The organism is uncultured Sulfitobacter sp. (assembly GCF_947499945.1).
GTDB lineage: Bacteria > Pseudomonadota > Alphaproteobacteria > Rhodobacterales > Rhodobacteraceae > Sulfitobacter.
Window position 1 is genome coordinate 164871 of the sequence record NZ_CANMQD010000002.1, and the last position, 21222, is coordinate 186092.

Consider the following 21222-nt stretch of genomic DNA (forward strand, 5'->3'; position numbering starts at 1 on the left):
TCGAGCTCAAACTAAGTCAGCCCGTCCCAGATGAGTTTGACACCTGTGACAGTGAGCAGGACATAGGTGAGGGCGAAAAATGCACGTTCCGGCACGATCCGGTGGGCGCGTACGCCGAGCCATGCGCCGACAAGCGCGAAGGGGGCGAGAACAAGGTTTGCCTGTGCCGTTTCTATCGTGAACATGCCGAGGAAGGCGTAGGGGATGAATTTGGCGATATTGACGGCCCAGAAGATGAGTACTGAGGTTGCCTGATATCCAGTTTTGCTAAGGCCACGCGACAGTAGGAAGACAGCCGCAGGGGGGCCGCCTGCGTGGCTGACAAAGCTGGTGAAGCCGACAGCGATGCCAGCGATGAGGCCTGCGCCGTCGGGCATGTGATGTGCGCCCATTTTGAGCCAGCCGCGTTTGACGCTGATCTGCCACGCGACGAAGCCGACGGAGACAAGCCCGATGAGCAGGCGCAAGAGGTCAGGGGAGGCGATGCGGTACAGGGCGGCGCCGAGAGCCACACCGGGCAGAGCGCCTGCGATGATCAGGAGTGCCTCGCGCAGGTGCCAGCGGCCCCAATAAGGTTTGAGCGATGCCACATCGATGAGCATGAGCAAGGGCAGCATAACGCCCAGTGCAAGGCCCGGATCGACAACGAGGGCAAGTACGGATGCAGAAGCGAAAGCGGCACCAGAGCCGAATCCGCCTTTGGATATGCCCGCGAAGAGGACCGCAGGTCCGGCAATGGCAAAGAACCAAAGATCGAGAATGAGCATGAGTGCCTCTTGAATTCGCGCTGGTGTGATTATCTTTGACAGGTAGTGCAACGCGCACCAACCTTTGATTTTGTCCGTTGGGAGGACCCCTATATGAAGACTTTGCTCATCACGACCAGTTTGATCCTTGGTTTGGCGGGAGCGAGCTTTGCGCAGTCCCAAGAGACGGAAGTGGGCATTGTGAAGATGTCTGAGTCGAGCCTTTTGGTGCGCGATATGATTGGTGAGCCTGTATATAACTTTCGCGGGCGTCCAAACACCGAAGACCGTATGCCGCTGTCGGGACTGGAGCGGTTCGAGCGGGTTGCCTCGATAAAGGATGTGATGATCAACACAGATGGTACTGTCGAAGCGCTGGTTCTGAGTGTTGGTGGGTTTTGGGGGCTTGCCGACCGTGAAGTGACTGCCGCAATAGATGGTGTCAGCGTGGTGACGGATGTGCGTGGTGATAAGTACTTTGTAATCTACGCGTATGAAGAGACGCTCGATAACGCGCGTAGATTCAATAAATTTGATTTGGAGTAGTTGATGACAGACGGCTACGTGAATTTTAAGAAATTTAGATTTTGATAAATATCTATGGAACGTATTGTCGCAGGTCGGGTTGGTATCTCAGAAGTTACAGAGATGTAGCAATAACTTAGGAGACACCAAAATGAAAAACTTTCTCGCATCTACAGCAGTACTTATGTCACTCACCGGCGCCGCATTTGCGGACGGTCACTCCAAGATGTCCGATGTTGGCACTGTAAGCGCAGAGCCAACTGATTTTTTCGCATCTGACCTGATTGGCATGCGCATCTACAATGTAGACGTAGAATTCGACGCGACACAGCCAGTGTTGGCCGACGCGGAAAAAGAATGGGACGATATCGGTGAGATCAACGACATCATCGTAACTGCGGATGGAAAAGTATCGGCAGTGATTCTGGGCATTGGCGGTTTCATCGGTATCGGCGAACGCGATGTGTCCGTGCCAATGAGTTCCATCATGGTGCTGACCGAAACTGACGACGACGATCGTTTCTTGGTCGTGAAGACGTCTAAAGAAATGCTCGAAAAAGCACCAGCTTTCGAGCGCGACGACATGTAAATCGTTTCGTGCCTGTCGCAGAATTCATCCGCGATAGTCCGACGGAAGTCGATACTTGCAGAAAGGTCATCCCTAGGGGTGGCCTTTTTGCGTACTCGCAGCTGCACGTGGCAGGTGTCTTTCGATAAGTGGTAACTAAATTCGACGTTGCCTTGATCGGAGTGCATAAATTGGAACGGAGGCGGCGGCGGGCGCGTTAGATATCGAATACAAATTTTCTAATCGCAAACAAGGAGTTTCAGTTATGACCCGCTTTTCCCCATCCTTTACATTTTTGGGTTCCGTTGCAATCGCTGCCCTCATCGGATTGGCGCCCATTGCGCATGCGTCGGACGCGCCGAACACTAATGCAAAGGCAATTCCCCAAGATCCGGACGCGACAATCGACAAAGCATTACCTGCTGATGAAATGGTCGGCGATGAAGCGCCAACAGGTACCACATTCGACGTTGATCCAGACAGTGCGACAGTAGACGGGACGCCGCGTACAGCGGAAAAGGCCTATGTAAATACGCAGAGCGAAGAGGCCGAAGTTGGTATTCCCAACTCGGAGTGATCTGGCGCGTCTGCAACTGTACCTTGCCAGAACGCCTCATTGGGGTTAAGCCGCCGCCAACGCAAACTCATGGAGAACGGACACATGGCAAGAGCCAAAATTGCACTGATCGGCGCGGGTAACATTGGTGGCACGCTTGCCCACTTAGCGGCTGTAAAGGAACTGGGTGACGTGGTGATGTTCGACATCGCTGATGGTTTGCCACAAGGTAAGGCTCTCGATATCGCGGAATCTGGCCCTTCCGCAGGCTTTGACGCTGCGATGTCTGGCACCTCCGATTATGCTGATATTGCTGGTGCAGACGTGTGTATCGTGACTGCTGGCGTGGCGCGCAAGCCTGGCATGAGCCGTGATGACCTGCTCGGCATCAACCTTAAAGTAATGAAGTCCGTAGGCGAAGGCATTGCCAAGCATGCGCCGAATGCATTTGTAATATGTATCACCAACCCACTCGATGCGATGGTATGGGCGCTGCGCGAATTCTCCGGTCTGCCACACGAAAAAGTCTGCGGCATGGCTGGTGTGCTTGATTCGGCGCGCTTCCGTCACTTCCTCGCGGAGGAGTTCCAAGTCTCCATGCGCGACGTGACTGCATTTGTTCTGGGCGGCCATGGTGATACGATGGTACCACTGACGCGCTACTCCACTGTTGCGGGCATTCCTTTGCCTGACATGGTGAAGATGGGCTGGACCACACAAGAGAAGCTGGACGCGATTGTTCAGCGGACCCGTGACGGCGGTGCCGAGATTGTCGGCCTGCTCAAAACCGGCTCTGCTTTTTATGCGCCCGCGACTTCTGCGATTGAGATGGCTGAGGCCTACCTGAAAGATCAAAAGCGCGTGCTGCCTTGTGCTGCATATGTTGACGGGGCTTATGGCCTCAACGGTTTTTATGTTGGTGTACCAACTGTGATTGGCGCTGGTGGCGTTGAGAAAGTTGTCGAAATCCAGATGAACAAAGACGAGCAGACAATGTTCGACAACTCCGTTTCCGCGGTCAAAGGTTTGGTCGACGCGTGTAAGGGCATCGACAGCTCGCTGACCTAAGCAGACGCTGGATGAGAATTTAAAAGGCGCGCCCAAGAAGGCGCGCCTTTTTCGTTAATTAACATAGATGAGTCGCTGAAGTGTGATCACAGTGTTATTTCTGTGATCACAAATTTGCTGCACTGCGATAATTTTCAGTAGAATTAGCGCAAACAGGCGCTCATCTGACTGCTTGTCCCCGTGACAGCGGCGAAAAATACGTTAGTAGTAAAGCCAAGTAGCCACAAAGGAGCCTGATATGGCCGATGTGAACCGGGGCAACCGTCCTCTTTCGCCACACTTGTCGATTTACCGCCCGCAGCTGACGTCGATGACGTCGATCCTGACACGGATTACGGGCAACGCGATGCTGATTTCTGCACTGTTAATTGTCTGGTGGTTTCTTGCTGCCGCAAGCGGTCCTGCCTATTTCGATATCGTAAACGGATTTCTGACCAGCTGGTTCGGTGATTTGATCATGTTCTTCTCTGTGTTGGGGCTGTGGTATCACACGCTGGCCGGTGTACGGCACTTGATCTGGGACAATGCTGTGATGATGGATATCGAGACGGCGGAGAAGCTGGGCTGGGCCTGTATTGGCGGGTCTGTTCTGTTGACGATCATTACAGTTATCGCGGTTTGAGGAGAATACCATGGCATTTATGACAGACCGCAAACGCGCTATGGGACTCGGCTCTGCCAAGTCCGGCACGGCGCATCACTGGTCCATGACCATCAGCTCGGTTGCTTTGCTGATCCTGCTGCCATTGTTCGTGTTCACCTTTGGTGCAGCATTGGGCGGTACATATGAAGAGATCGTCGCCTACTATAGCCGTCCGTTCCCAGCGATCATCGCCGCACTGACCATTCTGGTGACGTTCAAGCATTTCAACGATGGCGTGCAAACGCTGCTTGAGGATTATGTGCACGGGTTGGCGCAAAAAGTGTCCATCGTTGTGATGACCTGCATCAGCTACGGTGCTGCGGCGGTTGGTATCTTTGCGATTGCGAAATTGGCCCTGTAATATCGGGTGCGACATATGGCGTGGCGGATTGCCCCTAGGCGTTTTCGCCGCCCATGCTAGATTGAGTCCAAAGGCGGGTCGCTCTGCCGATAGGGACTACCGGATTTCAGACGCCTCAAGGGCGTTGGTGACATAGACAGGGTCGTGACCGGTTTCCGGTTGGGTCCCAAACATTGAAGAGGGCGCGATATGGCTGCTTATGAATATGAGACCCATGAATATGACGTTGTTGTTGTAGGGGCAGGGGGCGCGGGTTTGCGTGCCACTTTGGGCATGGCGGAGCAGGGGCTGAAGACGGCCTGTATCTCCAAAGTGTTCCCCACACGCTCGCACACAGTAGCCGCGCAGGGTGGTATTGCTGCGTCCTTGTCAAACATGGGCCCAGACAACTGGCAGTGGCACATGTATGACACGGTCAAAGGTTCTGACTGGTTGGGTGATACGGACGCTATGGAATACCTCGCGCGTGAAGCGCCTAAGGCGGTTTATGAGTTAGAACATTACGGTGTTCCATTTTCGCGTACCGAAGAAGGCAAGATTTACCAGCGTCCGTTCGGTGGCCATACCACTGAGTTCGGTGAGGGACCGCCGGTGCAGCGTACCTGTGCTGCTGCGGACCGGACGGGGCATGCGATCTTGCATACGCTTTATGGTCAATCGCTCAAGCACAACGCCGAGTTCTACATCGAGTATTTCGCCATTGATCTGGTGATGTCTGACGATGGCGTGTGTCAGGGTGTCCTGTGCTGGAAGCTTGATGATGGTACGATGCACTTGTTCTCAGCAAAGATGGTTGTGCTTGCGACGGGTGGCTATGGCCGTGCGTATTTCTCAGCGACTTCTGCCCACACCTGTACGGGTGACGGCGGTGGTATGACCGCACGTGCGGGTCTGCCGCTTCAGGATATGGAGTTCGTTCAGTTCCACCCGACGGGTATCTATGGCGCAGGCTGTTTGATCACTGAGGGTGCGCGCGGGGAAGGTGGTTATCTTACCAACTCCGAGGGCGAGCGGTTTATGGAGCGTTATGCGCCAACCTACAAAGACCTCGCCAGCCGTGATGTTGTGTCGCGCTGCATGACGATGGAGATCCGCGAAGGTCGCGGTGTCGGCGAGAAGGGGGATCACATCCACCTGCACCTCAACCACTTGCCACCAGAGACGCTGGACCTGCGTTTGCCGGGTATCTCCGAATCTGCGCGTATCTTCGCGGGCGTGGACCTCACGAAAGAGCCGATCCCTGTATTGCCGACTGTGCACTATAACATGGGCGGCATTCCGACGAACTATTGGGGTGAAGTGCTTGCTCCGACCAAGGACAAGCCTGACAATGTCTCGCCTGGTCTGATGGCTGTGGGGGAGGCGGGTTGTGCCTCTGTGCATGGTGCAAACCGTTTGGGCTCGAACTCGTTGATCGATCTGGTCGTATTTGGTCGTGCGGCAGCTATTCGTGCGAAGGAAATCGTAGACCCGAGCACGCCTGTACCAACGCCGAGCAAGCGTTCTATTGAGGCCGCGTTCTCGCGGTTTGACGGCTTGCGCTATGCCAAGGGCCACGTGCCAACGGCCGAGCTGCGCCTTGAGATGCAGCAGACCATGCAGGCCGATGCGGCAGTATTCCGCACCGATAAGACGCTGGCCGAGGGTGAAGCGAAGATGAAGGATGTGGCGGGCAAACTGTCCGACCTGAAGGTGACAGATACTTCACTTGTCTGGAACTCTGACTTGATGGAAACCCTTGAGCTGACCAACCTGATGCCGAACGCAGTAGCAACGATTACGGCAGCGGCAGCGCGTAAGGAAAGCCGTGGGGCGCATGCGCATGAGGATTACCCTGATCGCGATGATGTGAACTGGCGCAAGCACTCGCTCATCTGGTTCAAAGGGAACGAGGCGAGCCTTGGCTTCCGCGGTGTGCACACACAGCCGTTGACCAGCCATAACGAGGGCGGCATTGACCTGAAAAAAATCGCTCCGAAAGCGCGGGTTTACTAAGAATGACCGTTGCGGCGCAGACAGGCACAACGTGGAGCCAAGCGGGATTTACCCCCGTTTGTGCGCTGCAAGTGTTCGGCATGCGCCGCTCTGGCAACCACGCGATCATTGACTGGCTGATGCGCAATGCGCCTGAGGCTGCGACGGGTGGCGTATTCTTTAACAATTGCAAGTTCGGGAAAAATCCGCAGGTCCACTATGGGTCGCTGGATGTCTATGACGCGCAGCGGCAGGTGATGCCACATGTGGATGTTAAAGATGACAAGCGGATCGCTGGAGCAGGGGACGCGCCGATGGCGATTGTCTCCTATGAGGACCGCATGCCGCAACCTGCGGGGCAGCCGCAAAAGGCCAGCCACACCATGTCGGATGCGGATTTCTCGCATCAGGTGGTTATCTACCGCAGCTTTTTAAATTGGTCGGCGTCGCTCTTGGCGAAGATCAAGAAGAATGACGGTTTTGGCGCGACGGACCGCATGCGCATTATGACGCTGGCCTTTGCGACTTATATTCAGGGGTTGAACCGTGTTGCCGAGGCCAAAGGGATCATCGCGATCTGCTATGATAACTGGATGACGTCGGAAGATTACCGTGCGGGTATTTTGCGGGCTTTGGGTTTGCCTGTGCGCGATCTGAGCCGTGGCAAAGTCCAGCGCTATGGCGGTGGCTCCTCGTTTCAGCGCAAGGTGGGTAGCGCGGGTGACTTGAATTCCACGTCCCGTGATGCGGCCATGGCGGGTGATCTGGAATATGGATTGCTGGCGTGGACTGCGGCGCATGACTTGCGGTTCATGGAGCGGTTGATCCCGCATTTCGAAGACGATGCGGAGCGCTTGGCCACCTTGGCCGAGACATCAAAATTGCATATGAAACTACCGCCTCGAAAGGCTCCTGTATGATACGCGTAATTATGGTTTCCATCGCATTGGCACTCACGGGCTGCGCCCAATTCGAATCTGCCGGCAACAAGGTAACAGCCGCTGCGGACCAGACGGGGCGCAAAGCGGCGACTTCTGCTGTGACCGAAGTGATTGCGATCAATTTTCCGCAGGTGCCAAAGCCGCTCATTGAAGCCTTTACCGGCTGTGTGATCGAAAATGCCCAAGCGGTTGAAGTGCGCGAATTGGCGAAAGCATCTGTCGTGGGTGTGGACGACGACACTGTCGCTGTGGTGCGTAACATCCTGTCACGCCCTGCGACACAGACCTGCCTGCGTAACCGCGCACCCATAACACTTTGACGATTTTGGCGCTTGCGCCGACCGATTGATACAAAAAGGAACAGCATCATGGTACAACTGACGCTCCCCAAGAACTCCCGCATGACCAGCGGTAAAACATGGCCCAAGCCAGAAGGGGCAACCAACCTCAAAGAGTTCCACATCTATCGCTGGAACCCTGATGACGGCAAAAATCCGTCTGTCGATACCTATTTCGTCGATCTGGACGATTGTGGGCCGATGATTTTGGACGCGATCATCAAGATCAAGAACGAGATTGACCCCACGCTGACCTTCCGCCGCTCCTGCCGTGAGGGCATTTGTGGCTCCTGTGCGATGAACATCGACGGGATCAACACGCTGGCCTGTACTTATGGCATGGCCGAAGTGAAGGGTGTCGTGAAAATTTATCCGCTGCCGCACATGCCTGTGGTCAAGGATTTGATCCCGGATCTCACGCACTTCTACGCGCAGCACGCGTCCATTAAGCCATGGTTGGAGACAGAGACACCCGCACCTGCGAAAGAATGGAAGCAGTCGATTGAGGATCGCTCCAAGCTGGACGGCCTTTATGAGTGCATCATGTGTGCGTGTTGCTCTACCTCTTGCCCGAGCTATTGGTGGAATGGCGATCGCTACCTTGGACCCGCAGCGCTGTTGCATGCCTACCGCTGGATCATCGACAGCCGCGATGAGGGAACGGGTGAGCGTTTGGACGAGCTTGAGGATCCCTTTAAACTCTATCGCTGCCACACGATTATGAACTGCGCCAAGACCTGCCCCAAAGGTCTGAACCCTGCGCTGGCGATCAGCCAGATTAAGAAGCTGATGGTCGAGCGGACTGTTTAAGCCCAACTGATGTTTGGTTGGCTCAAGAAACTGACGGGCGGTGGTGTTCAGGAAGCTGTGACACCGCCGCCCGTTCCTGATTTGACGCACGAGGCGCTGAGCGAGGATGACCTGCGCCTTGTGCTGGAACGGCCCTGCACTCCGATTGTTTTCAACAAACCTGCCAACATTGATCCCTTTGCCTCGATGTTCGGCGCAGTTCGCCTGTCGCGCAGTGATGAGGCGTGGCCGATGTGCCATGATGTGCCGCTCTGGCCGCTGTGCCAGTTGAACCTGAGCCAAGCGCCTTTTGTCCCCGATGCGCTGCGCGATCTGGCGCTCGTCACGATCTTTATCAGTGACAAAGATGCGATTGCGCCGACGCAGATAATCAACACCGTTGACCCCGATCCGACTGCGACATGGGCATTGCGGGCCTATCCGACACTCGAGGCGCTGACGATCCCCAAGGTACCATTGCATAAATCACCGCTTTCGCCACGTTTGGGTGAATGGGGCAACCAAAATGCAGATTATCCCAATCACGATATGGCAGGCGATGTTGTGGATACGCGGGATGTGGATGTTTACGCCTATGACTGGTCGCAGACTGTACAACAGACAAAGCTGGGCGGATGGCCGGGAACGGTGCAATCTGAGCCATGGTGGAATTACAAGAAAATGGACGACACGTGGGATTTTGTGATCCAAATCGAGAATGAGCCCAAAGCGGGCTGGAACGGATGGGGAGATGGTGCGGCCTATATTGCGCGGTCCCGCGAGCGGCCCCATTTATGGGCAATCGATGTGCAGTTCACCTGATGGTTTTGATCCTTCTGCCCATAGTTGTCGGTGTTGTGGCATTTCTTGCATGGCGCAACCGTGCTGTGCGTGGGTGCCGCTGGCGCGAGAACAACAGCGGAAACCAAGGTGCATTACGCAAGTACTGCTGCGCGGCCTGCGGCGCCGAAGCGTTTACTTCGACAAAAGGCCCACCTGACATGTGTAAACGCGGATTGGGCAACTCCTCGCTCTGATCCTTGTGCTAACCTCGACAGAGGGGGCTTCGGACCTGTAGCGTTTGGGTAAGGATACAGGGAACATCCATATGAGTGATTTTTCAGCGGACGTGATTATCATTGGTGCGGGCCTTGCGGGTATGACCGCCGCGCATGAGGCGATTTCGCGAGGGCGTAGGGTGCTGATGCTGGATCAAGAAGGACCGCAAAGCCTTGGAGGGCAGGCGTTCTGGTCCCTTGGCGGATTGTTCATGGTCGACAGCCCCGAGCAGCGCCGCCTTGGCATTCGTGACAGTGCAGAACTTGCGTGGAGCGATTGGCAAGGTTCGGCGCAATTTGACCGCGATGAAGATGCAAATCCGCGCCTCTGGGCCGAGAAGTTTGTGGAGTTCGCAGCGGGAGATATGCGTGCGTGGCTGCACGGCCTTGGCATGCGCTGGTTTCCGGTGGTCGGCTGGGCCGAGCGGGGTGGTGCGCTGGCAGGGGGGCACGGCAACACGGTGCCGAGGTTTCACATCACATGGGGAACAGGCACTGGCGTGGTCAAACCGTTCGCTAATCTGATGGTGCGTTATGCGGCGGACGGGCGACTGAAAATGGGGTTCCGGCACCGTGCATCGGCTCTGATCGTCGAAAACGGAGTGGTCAAAGGGGTGCGGGGTGACATTCTTGAGGATACGACCGCCGCACGCGGGGTTTCTAGCTCCCGTAAAGTGGTTTCCGCGTTTGAGCATAAGGCCGAGGCGGTGATCATCACCACGGGTGGTATTGGCGGCAATCACGCGCTTGTCCGCAAACATTGGCCATCGCGGCTGGGAAAAGCGCCCAAGACCATGGTGGCGGGTGTGCCTGATTATGTTGATGGGAGGATGCATGGAATTGCGGCAAAGGCGGGCGCAGGTCTGATCAACGAGGACCGTATGTGGCACTATTGCGAGGGGTTGCAGAACTTTGACCCGATTTGGCCCAACCACGGCATTCGTGTGCTGCCGGGTCCATCGTCGATGTGGTTCGATGCAAAAGGTGACCGAATGGAGGCCCCATTTATGCCCGGCTTCGACACGCTGGGTACACTCAAGCGTATCCTGAGCGTGGGTGAGCATAGCTGGTTTATCCTCACTCAAAAGATAATCGAAAAAGAATTTGCGCTATCAGGCTCAGAGCAAAACGCCGATTTGACCGAAGGGGGCTGGCGCGAGGTTTTGACGGCACGATTGGGCAAGGGGGCGACCCCTGCGGTGGAGGCGTTCAAGGAAAAGGGCGCCGATTTTATTGTGGCGGATGATCTGGAAACGCTTGTGGCGCGGATGAATGATTTGACCCCGAATGCTCCGGTCAAGATGGATCATATTCGTGCTCAAATTCAGGCGCGTGACCTGCAACTAAATAATGATTTTTGCAAAGACGCACAAATCACAGCAATTCGTGGCGCACGTAAATACAAAGGGGACAAGCTTATTCGCACCGCAAAGCCCCACGCAATTCTGGATGCTGCGAACGGCCCCTTGATTGCGGTCCGGCTGAACGTGATTACGCGAAAATCGCTTGGCGGGTTGCATACTGATATTCAAGGTCGCGTGCTGACCCCTTCTGGTGACGTTTTGGAAGGACTGTACGCTGCGGGCGAGGCCAGCGGTTTTGGCGGTGGCGGATATCACGGATATAACGCGCTTGAAGGGACATTTTTGGGCGGCTGCCTGTTTTCGGGTCGCATAGCAGGGAGCAATGCATGACCATTCCATCTGATGCTGACGCAAGGCGGGCAGTGCCGCCTGTGATCTGCTACCCCGTCGAAACTCTGCCAGCGCCTGATATGGCGATGCTTGATGCCGCGCGTGCCACCATGACCAAAACAGACGAAGTTATCGTGCCGGCACGCGATGCTGCGGCATTTGGTGTGCCTGCGGGCCATTTCTTCTCCATCACCAGTGTTGAAGGATCGCAGGTTGGTGATTTGAATTTGTGGAATGCAAACGATCTGAGCGAGCGTTTCTATTCAGGCAAGACCCGCGCTTTGCATGGCACCCATATCACGCGGGGCCAGCAAATGTGGTCAAGCTTTCCCGCGCTGCGCCCTATGGCGACGATCACGCATGATAGCCTTGGGTGGTATGGAAAAGACACGTTTGGCGGCTCGGTTCACGATGTGATCGGTACGCGCTGTGACCCTTATACGCATAACCTGTTGTCAGGTGGGCAGTATCATCACTGTTGCCACTCAAACCTCACCCGCGCCTTGGCTAATCACCTTGGTATCGCATTAGCCGATGCCGAGCCGCATATCCATGATGTTCTCAACGTCTTTATGTGCACAGGATTTACCCGCGACACAGGCCAGTATTTTATGAAAGCGAGCCCTGTGCGCCCGGGTGATAAGCTGGAGTTCTTTGCAGAGATTGATTTGCTCGGCGCACTTAGCGCCTGTCCCGGCGGAGATTGCAGCACTGTCCACTCATCGGATGAGGCACAATGTTACCCACTTTTGGTTGAGGTCTTTGCCCCTGATCCCGAAGCACTCCAAAACTGGACCCCGCCACCGCCCAATGGATATGATAAAAGCCACGACGCGTAACCGGAGCCTTCATTTTACCAATTGAACTCGATCCCGCAGTCTCAACCTGCGGGACCTTCATTAAAGGCCGCTTCAAGCGCAATCTCGACCATATCGCCGAACGACCGCTCGCGCTCTTCGGAGGGGAGGGCCTCTCCGGTCTGTAGATGGTCCGAGACGGTCAAAACTGCCAGAGCGCGGCGGCTGTGGCGGGCGGCAAGAGTGTAGAGTTCGGCGGCCTCCATTTCAACGGCGAGAATGCCGTGGCGGACCATCTGTTCGTCCAAATCGGGGCGCTCGGCATAGAAGACATCCGAGCTGTAGATGCCGCCCACGTGGGTTTTGGTGTTGCGCGCTTCGGATGCGGCGACGGCAGCGCGGAGCAGCCCCCAATCGGCGCAGGGGGCATAATTAAGTTCACGCATAATGCCTGAGGAGGGCGATGTGATTGTGCTGGCTGTCATTGCGATGATGACGTCGCGGATGCTCACATGGGGTTGCATGCCGCCACAAGAGCCGATGCGGATGAGGGTTTGGGCATTGTAGGTCGAGATCAGTTCGTTCGCGTAAATCGACAGGGACGGCATGCCCATGCCCGACCCTTGAATGGTGACGCGGTGGCCGCGCCATGTCCCTGTGAACCCCAGCATCCCGCGCACCTCGTTGACCAATTCGGCCCCGTCGAGAAATGTTTCGGCAGCCCAGCGGGCGCGGTAGGGATCACCTGGCATCAGTACAGTCTCAGCGATTTGGTCAGGGGTGGCGCCGATGTGGACGGTCATAGCATTTTCTCCGGTTGGGGCTGGTCCCAAGATGCCCACCCTGTGCAGCGGGGGCAAGTTCCAATGGAGGTTTCCCTTACTGGTTCCTTTGGCACTGATCGGATTTTTTGTGGCTGCGAAACCAATATAAAAGGTAATAAAACGAGAATGATTGGAATGATTGCAGCGGCGGGGCTTGCGCTGCTGGGGGCCTGTGACGTGTCCTTCCCAGTGGCTGTTGTGGGTCCAGGCAATACGGTTTTCAAAGGGTCGGCTACGGCGACATTCTTGGAGGGAGGCTGGTTTCAAGCCACCAATGGCGCGACCACGTGTCAGGGCCGTTATCGCCCGAATGGGCAAACGGGGACGACGACTTTTCCTGTGAAGTGTTCTAACGGGATGACAGGTGTCGGCACCGCAACCTATGAGACGCCGCGGTCTGGCGGCGGAGAGATCGTTATGAAAGACGGCGCCCGATGGAAATTTATCTTTGGTCGTGCGGCACTGGCGGTTTGACGACTAACGCGGGGGTGGCGGAATTTTGCCGCTATTCCCGCGTTAATAGAAACACAATTAAATTTCCAGCGTAGACGGGGCGATTCCTTTTTCTACTGCGGCGCGAAACCAATTCGGCTGACGGCCTTTTCCAGTCCATGTTTTGGAGCTGTCATCGGGGTCGGCATACTTTGGTTTGGAGGGCTTCGCGGCTTTCTTGGGGCCTTTTACCTTCTTGATTTTTGCAGGCTTCTCGTCGCCTAAATCATTCAAGGTAAAGCCGAATTCTGCTGCGGCGCGCTCTGCTGCCTTGCGTGCATCACGTCTGTCGCGGGCTTGTGCGCTTTGAAGCGCTTTCTTCACATCCGCTAAGAGCTTTTCGAGCTCTTTGCGGCTCATCAATTTAAGTTCTTTATTCATCGGAAAAAGACTCCTTAGTTTCCTAGATCGCCTTTATCCTAAATGAAACGGGATTGCAGTCTTATTTTATAGGTGTTCTGGCTTACTCTGCGGCAACTGCTTCAGGGTCAGCCAAGGTGACGATATCAGCCATGATTGTGTTCAACTCAAAATCTTTTGGCGTATAAACCCGTGCGACACCCATCGCCAAAAGACGCTTTGCATCGTCGTCTGGGATAATACCGCCAACGATCACCGGAATATGGCCTAGCCCTGCATCGCGCATCTGCTGCATCAAATCTTCGACCAGCGGAATGTGAGAGCCTGACAGAATGGAAAGCCCAACAACATGCGCCTCGTCGTTCAGCGCGGCGGCGACAATTTCGGAAGGGGTGAGGCGGATCCCCTCATAGGCGATATCCATGCCGCAATCGCGGGCACGCACGGCAATTTGTTCCGCACCGTTGGAGTGGCCGTCGAGACCGGGTTTGCCCACAAGAAATTTCAGGCGGCGGCCCAAGCGGTCGCTCACGGCGTCCACGGACATGCGCAGATCGTCGAGGCCTTCGGTTTTGTTACTGCGCCCTTTTCCCACGCCTGTCGGGCCTCGGTATTCACCGTGTACGGCACGCATTTGTTCGGCCCATTCACCTGTGGTGACACCTGCTTTGGCGGCGACGATGGACGCTGGCATGATGTTGCGGCCCTCTGCTGCTGCGGCGCGCAGGTCTTTGAGGGCTGCGTTGACTTCGCCCTCGTTACGTTGCGCACGCCAAGCGTTAAGCATGTCGATTTGTTGGGCTTCCACGGCGGGGTCCACGGTCATGATGCCGCCGTCGCCCGTCATCAGGGGCGATGGTTCGCCCTTTTGCCATTTGTTCACACCCACAACGATTGTTTCGCCTGCCTCAATCCGACCAAGGCGATCCGCGTTGCTGTCTACAAGGCGGGATTTCATGTAGTCGATGCCGTCAATGGCACCGCCCATGCTGTCGATATGGGCCAGCTCGGCGCGGGCGCCTTCTTTGAGCTGTTCAACTTTGGCATCCACCGCCGGATTGCCGTCGAATAGGTCGTCGAATTCAAGCAGGTCAGTCTCATAGGCGAGGATTTGTTGCATGCGCATGGACCACTGCTGGTCCCACGGGCGGGGCAGGCCGAGCGCTTCGTTCCATGCGGGCAGTTGCACGGCGCGGGCGCGTGCCTTTTTGCTCAGCGTCACGGCGAGCATTTCGATAAGGATGCGGTAGACGTTGTTTTCGGGCTGTTGCTCGGTCAGGCCGAGGGAGTTGACCTGCACGCCGTAGCGGAAGCGGCGGTATTTAGGGTCGGTCACACCGTAACGCTCCTCACAGATTTCGTCCCACAGATCGACAAAGGCGCGCATTTTGCACATCTCGGTCACAAAACGGATGCCTGCATTCACGAAGAACGAAATGCGGCCAACGAGGGCGGGGAAATCTTCGGGTGCCACGCGGGGGCGGAGTTGGTCGAGGACGGCAGTGGCGGTGGCCAGCGCGAAGGAGAGTTCCTGCTCCGGCGTCGCTCCCGCTTCTTGGAGGTGATAGGAACAGACGTTCATCGGGTTCCATTTGGGAACGGAAGTGTAGCAATACTCCGCCACGTCGGCGATCATCTTGAGGGAGGGGGCAGGGGGGCAGATGTAGGTCCCGCGCGACAGGTATTCTTTGATCAGGTCATTTTGAACGGTACCTTGGAGCTTGGAGACATCTGCGCCCTGTTCTTCAGCCACGGCAATGTAGAGCGACAGCAACCAAGGTGCTGTCGCGTTGATGGTCATGGAAGTGTTCATCTGTTCCAGCGGGATGTCTTTAAAGAGTGCGCGCATGTCGCCGAGGTGGCCCACGGGTACGCCCACTTTGCCAACTTCACCACGGCTTAGGATATGGTCGCTGTCATAGCCTGTCTGCGTGGGCAGGTCGAAAGCAACCGAAAGACCCGTCTGACCCTTGGCCAAGTTGTTACGATAAAGCTCGTTTGAGGCTTTTGCCGTCGAGTGGCCCGCATAGGTGCGGATGAGCCAAGGGCGGTCTTTCTTGGGGGCATCTGTCATGGCGGGCCTTTCTGAATCAGCTAAGCAATATTATTACGTAATGAGGTAGATATAAGAAACTTTCATGCAGTGTCAATTCGCTGCGTTGCGGCATGTCTGTTATACGGTCCATGTCATCGGTGTGGAACTGGAAAAGCCGAAAAGCAGGCGCAGGGGGCCGATGTTCTGGGGTGGACCCGCGACAAAGCCTTCGCGGATGTAGAGGGCACGGGCGCGTGGGTTTATGTCTATCACATCGAGGCGGACATGGGTCAGGTTGCGTGCAGCCGCTTCGGCCTTTATCGCGCCCAAGAGCGCAGTGCCGGCACCCCAGCCACGGGCCGTGCTGTCCACGCATATACCGTCCATCAGCAGAGTATCTTCTTCTATTTCCCGTTCTAGTAGGGCCAGAAGTGGACCGCGCCAAAGCGCACCAAACCAGCCGTAGTACCGTGCTATGTCGCGCATGCCGCCGCCAGTAAGCGCACCTTTTGACGTTTTGAAACCCGCGACACCTATCACCTTGCCTGTCGCGTCGCGTGCGGTGATCGCGAATTTCGGTGTTATGATTTGGGAAAAGAAGGCCAGTGCAGTCTCGTCCGGTCCCAAAAGGCGGCCAAGTTTTGCGGAGAAGGCGCCCCAATAGAGCCGTGCAACAACCCTGCGCTCTGCGTCGGAGAAGCCTTTTGAGAGTGTGAAATTGATCATGCGCCGCCCTGTTTCGATGAGTTAGTTATTGTCCTTGGAGGTCTGCGCTGCAAGGGTATGAGCGATGACGCAGACGGTGACCCTTCCCCTTTGGCTTTTTGTGCTGATCTTGCTCTTTGCGGCGGTGACAGCACTGAGCCATTTCCTGTTGCCTTCAGTGCGCTGGTTCTTCCGGCGGCGGTTCGAGAAGGCTGTGGCGCGGCTTAATACGCGGCTCAAACGGCCGATCCAGCCGTTCAAGCTGGCGCGGCGGTACGACATGATCCAGCGTCTAATCTACGATCCCGAAGTTTCGCGCGAGATCGCGCTGTATGCCGAGAAGAATAATGTGCCGGAGAATGTGGCATTTCAGAAAGCGCGGGAATATGCGCGTGAGATCGTGCCGACGTTTTCCGCCTTTGCCTATTTCAGTTTTGCTATGCGGGTGGCCAAAGTGCTGGCGGAATCGGTGTACCGGATTCGCACGGCAAAGCAGAACGACGAAGTTTTTGCCGCAATCCCGAAGGACTCAACAGCTGTTTTTGTGATGAATCACCGCAGTAATATGGATTACGTGCTGGTCACTTATCTCGCGTCCAAGACTTCGACGTTATCTTATGCAGTGGGAGAGTGGGCGCGGGTCTGGCCCTTGTCTTCACTCATCCGTTTGTGGGGGGCGTATTTTATCCGCCGCCGCTCGCGGGGCTCACTCTATCGTAAAGTGCTGTCGCGCTACGTGCAGATGGCGACGAGTGGTGGTGATACGCAGGCATTCTATCCCGAGGGAGGCTTGAGCCTCACGGGGGCGTTGCAACCGCCCAAGGTTGGGTTGCTCAGCTATTTGGTCGACGGATTCGAACCTGACGGCGGGCGCGATATCGTGTTTGTGCCTGTGGCGATCAACTATGACCGAGTGCTCGAAGATCGCGTGCTCATCGCCGCCCATGCGCGGGGCGATCGCAGGTTTGGTGCGCGTATTTCAGTTGTGGTTGCATTTATACTGCGCAAGTTCTGGCGGCGTTTGCGCGGCCATGACACGCGGTTTGGCACGGCAGCAGTGGCCTTTGGCACACCGTTGAGCCTGAGGGAGTTTGGCAAAGTCGAGGATGTAGATGCGTTGTCGCAACTGCTCATGTCGCGGATCGAAGCGGTGATGCCTGTGCTGGGAGTGCCGCTTGTGGCTGCGGTTTTGCGAAAGCGCGGTGCGTTGGATGCCGATACGCTTGAAACAGAAGTGCGCGATTTGCTGGACCAGCTGCCCGCGAAAAGCATCGTTTTGGACACAAGCGCGTTGTCGGACGAGGTGGCTCAGGCCTGCGGTCATATGGAGCAACACGGGCTGATCGAGAAGGACGGCGATGTTTGGCGCATCGTGCACGGGCAGGAAACGGCAACCCAGTTTTACGCCAATTCGATTGCCCACTACTTACCCGATGGGTATCTTGTGCTTGATGCTGCGCTTGCGAAGGGTTTTTCTGCACCCGCTGGGTCATAAAATTTCAAAAAAGACGTGTCAGTGGTTGCAATGTTGCGCAGACGGGCTTACTCAGTCGTTTGAGAGCCGCTTTTCCGCGTTGCGGCATCCCTTATTCCCGCAGGAGGGCGACATGGCACTAGATACGACAATCGCGCAATACGATGCACCCGAAAAAGACTTGTATGAGATGGGTGAAATGCCGCCCATTGGCTATGTGCCAAAGCAGATGTACGCGTGGGCGATCCGTCGTGAGCGCCATGGTGAGCCAAACACGGCGATGCTGGAAGAAGTTGTGGATGTGCCCGTGCTCGACAGTCAGGACGTGCTTGTCCTCGTGATGGCGGCGGGTGTGAACTATAACGGTGTTTGGGCTGCCCTTGGCACGCCGATCAGCCCGTTTGACGGCCACAAAGAGCCGTACCATGTTGCCGGTTCCGATGCTGCGGGCATTGTATGGGCTGTTGGAGATCGCGTGACACGTTGGAAAGTGGGCGACGAAGTCGTTGTGCATTGCAATCAGGATGACGGTGACGACGAGGAATGTAACGGCGGCGATCCAATGTATTCCCCAACGCAGCGTATTTGGGGCTATGAGACGCCCGACGGCTCTTTCAGCCAGTTTACACGCGTGCAAAGCCAGCAATTGATGCCGCGCCCCAAGCACCTGACATGGGAAGAAAGTGCGTGCTACACGCTGACGCTTGCCACTGCTTACCGGATGCTGTTCGGCCATGAGCCTCACGATCTCAAGCCAGGCCAGAACGTTCTGGTTTGGGGGGCATCAGGTGGCCTTGGCTCTTACGCGATCCAGTTGATCAATACGGCGGGTGCCAATGCGATTGGCGTCATCTCGGACGAGAGCAAGCGCCAGTTTGTTATGGATTTGGGTGCCAAGGGCGTCCTGAATCGTAAGGATTTCAGCTGCTGGGGGCAATTGCCTACAGTAAACACGGACGAATATAACGTCTGGCTCAAAGAAGCGCGCAAGTTTGGTAAAGCAATTTGGGATATCACCGGAAAAGGCGTTAGCGTCGACATGGTATTCGAGCACCCGGGCGAGACGACATTCCCTGTTTCCAGCCTTGTTGTGAAAAAGGGCGGCATGGTCGTGATTTGTGCCGGCACCACTGGTTTCAACTGTACCTTTGACGTGCGCTATATGTGGATGCATCAGAAGCGCTTGCAGGGATCGCATTTTGCCCATCTCAAGCAGGCGTCCGCAGCCAACAAGTTGATGATCGAGCGCCGTTTGGACCCGTGCATGTCCGAAGTGTTCGCATGGAACGACCTGCCCGAAGCGCATATGAAAATGCTGCGTAATGAACATAAGCCTGGCAACATGTCTGTGCTGGTTCAGTCGCCAAAGACAGGTCTGCGAACGCTTGAGGACGCACTAGACGCTCGCAAATAAGACAAAACTTAAATTCTGACAGCTCTGACGCCCCGCGAATCGCTCCTGCCATTCGCGGGGCGTTTACGTTTCTGAAACCAGTTCAATGCGAACAATGGTTTGAGATTGTTTCCCTCACTATTTCTGGGGAGTGGAAATTCGCGAATAGGAGAGTTGTTTTAACGCGTGCTACTGTAATGTTAACGGCTCGTTAACCATTTAAGAGGGAACATCGATATGCGTAGTGATTGGATTTTAGACGTTCTCGCTGATTTGCGTAGTTTTGCCGACGCCAATGCCCTGCCACTTCTGGCAGAGCAGCTCGATGATACTGCACTCATCGCCATGGCCGAGATCGCCTCGAAGGATGAGAGGTCTGCAAAGCAGATAGATGTCGGTGAAACAGATCAAACTAGAGGGCATCCTGTCCTCGTTGGAACAGGCAGACACGCTTGACGGGATGCAGTGCGTTTCGGAGGCGCTAAGGGATTTCTACGCCGTAGATCATCTGGTGTATCACTGGGTCGATTCAAGCGGTGATCAATACGGATGCGGAACCTATTCCGAGGCGTGGCAGCACAAATATATGGAAGAAAACTATTTGCGGATTGATCCTGTGGTGCAGGGTTGTTTTCAAAGATTTCATCCTGTTGATTGGAAAATGCTTGATTGGTCGAGCAAAGCAGCGCGTGAATTCTTGAGGGTTTCCACGGAATACGGTGTCGGAAATCAGGGGTTCTCTGTTCCAATTCGCGGACCCAAGGGTCAATTTGCTTTGTTCACTGTAAATCATACCTGTGATGATGATATTTGGGCCGAATTTACCGAAGAGCACCGCCGCGATTTGATCCTGATCGCCCATTATTTTAACGAAAAAGCGCTTGAGTTTGAACCAGAGCGCCAGCCAGAACAGCAACAAGCGCTGTCTCCGCGTGAAATTGATGCGATGACCCTATTGGCCATCGGATACAGTCGCGCACAAGTCGCCAATTCTTTGTCGATTTCCGAGCATACGTTGCGCGTCTATATTGAAAGTGCGCGGTATAAATTGGGCGCATTGAATACAACCCACGCGGTTGCGCGGGCAATGAGCCGCGGATTGATCGTGGTTTAAGCCTTTAAAATTATACTGTTGCGCGAATCTTTGGCGGGGCGCACCCTTTGTAAAAATGGTATTAACCACTTCAGCGATATTGCTTGTGACATCGTTTTAGATGCCATGGGGAGCTTTTTAATGCTGCGTTATTTATATGCTGATCAACTTGATCAATATCCACGCCTTGCAGACGAGATGTTTACGCACCGTGCGGATCAGTTCAAAACGCGCCTCGGGTGGAATGTTTCTGTGGATGCCAAGGGGCATGAGCGTGATGAGTATGATGCGCTCAACCCGCTCTATGTGATTTGGGAAACAGCGGATGGCGGGCATGGCGGGTCAACCCGATTTCTACCGACGACGGGTCCAGTAATGGTTAATGATCATTTTGGCGATTTGATTGATGCGCCGATCCGCAGCCCGCTCATTTGGGAATGTACGCGATTTTGCATGGCACCCGGTCAGGGCGCTCACGTCGCGGCTGCGCTGATGCTTGGAGGGGGCGAATTGATGACGGGTTTTGGTGTGCGTCTTTTCGTTGGAGTCTTTGACGCGCGGATGGTGCGTATTTACAAGCGGGTCGGCTCATCTCCCGAAGTGCTGGGGAGCATGGGAGCAGGACGAGAACAGATCAGCGTTGGCCTTTGGGCGTTTGACAAGGAAGCTCAGCACTGTGTGGCAGAGCGTGCAGGCGTGACGTGTGGGCAAAGTCGCGTGTGGTTCGAGCGTTCTTTTGGAAGTATGCCAATTGCGGAATTTTCCGCCATCGCCTGAACGCCTCTGGT

25 protein-coding genes are annotated in these 21222 nt (G+C 55.5%); 20 read left to right on the forward strand and 5 right to left on the reverse strand.

Features of this window, described 5'->3' with window-relative positions:
• Nucleotides 1-11: 11 nt before the first annotated feature.
• On the reverse strand, nt 12-767 hold the full coding sequence (locus Q0775_RS11000) for a sulfite exporter TauE/SafE family protein (protein WP_298860389.1): 756 nt from the start codon (nt 765-767) through the stop codon (nt 12-14).
• A 93-nt stretch (nt 768-860) separates the two neighbouring features.
• Between Q0775_RS11000 and Q0775_RS11005 the strand changes: the two genes are divergently transcribed.
• The 14 genes from Q0775_RS11005 (at nt 861) to Q0775_RS11070 (ending at nt 12100) form a co-directional block, all read left to right on the forward strand.
• Nucleotides 861-1292, forward strand: coding sequence for a PRC-barrel domain-containing protein (locus Q0775_RS11005; protein ID WP_298860392.1), 432 nt, complete (start codon nt 861-863; stop codon nt 1290-1292).
• Nucleotides 1293-1422: 130 nt separating this feature from the next.
• Nucleotides 1423-1860: a PRC-barrel domain-containing protein gene (locus tag Q0775_RS11010; RefSeq protein ID WP_298860394.1), complete on the forward strand. Its 438-nt coding sequence runs from the start codon at nt 1423-1425 to the stop codon at nt 1858-1860.
• A gap of 244 nt (nt 1861-2104) precedes the next feature.
• Complete coding sequence (locus Q0775_RS11015) at nt 2105-2416, forward strand: hypothetical protein (protein ID WP_298860397.1); 312 nt, start codon at nt 2105-2107, stop codon at nt 2414-2416.
• 84 nt (nt 2417-2500) lie between these two features.
• Nucleotides 2501-3463: a malate dehydrogenase gene (gene mdh / locus Q0775_RS11020; protein WP_298860400.1), complete on the forward strand. Its 963-nt coding sequence runs from the start codon at nt 2501-2503 to the stop codon at nt 3461-3463.
• 238 nt (nt 3464-3701) lie between these two features.
• Entirely contained in the window at nt 3702-4085 is a 384-nt protein-coding gene (sdhC, locus tag Q0775_RS11025; protein WP_298860403.1) for a succinate dehydrogenase, cytochrome b556 subunit, read from the forward strand.
• A 10-nt stretch (nt 4086-4095) separates the two neighbouring features.
• The gene (gene sdhD / locus Q0775_RS11030; RefSeq protein WP_298860406.1) at nt 4096-4467 is read left to right on the forward strand and encodes a succinate dehydrogenase, hydrophobic membrane anchor protein; all 372 of its coding nucleotides are present in this window, start codon (nt 4096-4098) and stop codon (nt 4465-4467) included.
• Nucleotides 4468-4656: 189 nt separating this feature from the next.
• Nucleotides 4657-6462 (forward strand): succinate dehydrogenase flavoprotein subunit, encoded by a 1806-nt coding sequence (gene sdhA / locus Q0775_RS11035; RefSeq protein WP_298860409.1) that lies wholly within the window; start codon nt 4657-4659, stop codon nt 6460-6462.
• A 2-nt stretch (nt 6463-6464) separates the two neighbouring features.
• Nucleotides 6465-7361, forward strand: a complete 897-nt coding sequence (locus tag Q0775_RS11040) for a hypothetical protein (protein ID WP_298860411.1) — start codon at nt 6465-6467, stop codon at nt 7359-7361.
• Entirely contained in the window at nt 7358-7702 is a 345-nt protein-coding gene (locus tag Q0775_RS11045; RefSeq protein ID WP_298860413.1) for a hypothetical protein, read from the forward strand. The genes Q0775_RS11040 and Q0775_RS11045 overlap by 4 nt, the downstream gene beginning before the upstream one ends.
• Nucleotides 7703-7750: 48 nt before the next feature.
• Entirely contained in the window at nt 7751-8530 is a 780-nt protein-coding gene (locus Q0775_RS11050) for a succinate dehydrogenase iron-sulfur subunit (protein ID WP_298860416.1), read from the forward strand.
• 9 nt (nt 8531-8539) lie between these two features.
• Nucleotides 8540-9331, forward strand: coding sequence for a DUF1963 domain-containing protein (locus Q0775_RS11055; protein WP_298860418.1), 792 nt, complete (start codon nt 8540-8542; stop codon nt 9329-9331).
• Complete coding sequence (locus tag Q0775_RS11060; RefSeq protein WP_298860422.1) at nt 9331-9546, forward strand: hypothetical protein; 216 nt, start codon at nt 9331-9333, stop codon at nt 9544-9546. Before Q0775_RS11055 ends, Q0775_RS11060 begins: the two co-directional genes overlap by 1 nt.
• A 71-nt stretch (nt 9547-9617) precedes the next feature.
• Nucleotides 9618-11261, forward strand: a complete 1644-nt coding sequence (locus Q0775_RS11065) for an FAD-binding dehydrogenase (RefSeq protein ID WP_298860426.1) — start codon at nt 9618-9620, stop codon at nt 11259-11261.
• Nucleotides 11258-12100: a DUF1989 domain-containing protein gene (locus Q0775_RS11070; RefSeq protein WP_298860429.1), complete on the forward strand. Its 843-nt coding sequence runs from the start codon at nt 11258-11260 to the stop codon at nt 12098-12100. The genes Q0775_RS11065 and Q0775_RS11070 overlap by 4 nt, the downstream gene beginning before the upstream one ends.
• 41 nt (nt 12101-12141) lie before the next feature.
• On the opposite strand, the gene deoD is transcribed toward Q0775_RS11070, so the two are convergent.
• Nucleotides 12142-12861, reverse strand: a complete 720-nt coding sequence (deoD, locus tag Q0775_RS11075; protein ID WP_298860432.1) for a purine-nucleoside phosphorylase — start codon at nt 12859-12861, stop codon at nt 12142-12144.
• Nucleotides 12862-13008: 147 nt separating this feature from the next.
• On the opposite strand from deoD, the gene Q0775_RS11080 reads away from it, so the two are divergent.
• Nucleotides 13009-13356 carry a hypothetical protein gene (locus Q0775_RS11080; protein WP_298860435.1) on the forward strand — a complete coding sequence of 116 codons (348 nt, stop codon included), beginning with the start codon at nt 13009-13011 and terminating at the stop codon, nt 13354-13356.
• A 57-nt stretch (nt 13357-13413) separates the two neighbouring features.
• Here the strand turns inward: Q0775_RS11080 and Q0775_RS11085 are convergent, their stop codons facing one another.
• The 3 genes from Q0775_RS11085 to Q0775_RS11095 all read right to left on the reverse strand — a co-directional run bounded on the left by Q0775_RS11085 (nt 13414) and on the right by Q0775_RS11095 (nt 16495).
• Entirely contained in the window at nt 13414-13755 is a 342-nt protein-coding gene (locus tag Q0775_RS11085) for an H-NS histone family protein (protein WP_298860438.1), read from the reverse strand.
• An 82-nt stretch (nt 13756-13837) separates the two neighbouring features.
• On the reverse strand, nt 13838-15808 hold the full coding sequence (locus tag Q0775_RS11090; protein WP_298860439.1) for a protein meaA: 1971 nt from the start codon (nt 15806-15808) through the stop codon (nt 13838-13840).
• Between the two features lie 99 nt (nt 15809-15907).
• On the reverse strand, nt 15908-16495 hold the full coding sequence (locus tag Q0775_RS11095; RefSeq protein ID WP_298860442.1) for a GNAT family N-acetyltransferase: 588 nt from the start codon (nt 16493-16495) through the stop codon (nt 15908-15910).
• 64 nt (nt 16496-16559) lie between these two features.
• Between Q0775_RS11095 and Q0775_RS11100 the strand changes: the two genes are divergently transcribed.
• The 5 genes from Q0775_RS11100 to Q0775_RS11120 all read left to right on the forward strand — a co-directional run bounded on the left by Q0775_RS11100 (nt 16560) and on the right by Q0775_RS11120 (nt 21211).
• Nucleotides 16560-17969: a 1-acyl-sn-glycerol-3-phosphate acyltransferase gene (locus tag Q0775_RS11100; protein ID WP_298860444.1), complete on the forward strand. Its 1410-nt coding sequence runs from the start codon at nt 16560-16562 to the stop codon at nt 17967-17969.
• A gap of 112 nt (nt 17970-18081) precedes the next feature.
• Nucleotides 18082-19362 carry a crotonyl-CoA carboxylase/reductase gene (gene ccrA, locus Q0775_RS11105; protein ID WP_298860449.1) on the forward strand — a complete coding sequence of 427 codons (1281 nt, stop codon included), beginning with the start codon at nt 18082-18084 and terminating at the stop codon, nt 19360-19362.
• A 216-nt stretch (nt 19363-19578) separates the two neighbouring features.
• Nucleotides 19579-19797 (forward strand): hypothetical protein, encoded by a 219-nt coding sequence (locus tag Q0775_RS11110; RefSeq protein ID WP_298860452.1) that lies wholly within the window; start codon nt 19579-19581, stop codon nt 19795-19797.
• Complete coding sequence (locus Q0775_RS11115; protein WP_298860455.1) at nt 19733-20455, forward strand: autoinducer binding domain-containing protein; 723 nt, start codon at nt 19733-19735, stop codon at nt 20453-20455. Before Q0775_RS11110 ends, Q0775_RS11115 begins: the two co-directional genes overlap by 65 nt.
• 120 nt (nt 20456-20575) lie before the next feature.
• Nucleotides 20576-21211, forward strand: a complete 636-nt coding sequence (locus Q0775_RS11120) for an acyl-homoserine-lactone synthase (protein WP_298860457.1) — start codon at nt 20576-20578, stop codon at nt 21209-21211.
• Nucleotides 21212-21222 lie beyond the last annotated feature (11 nt).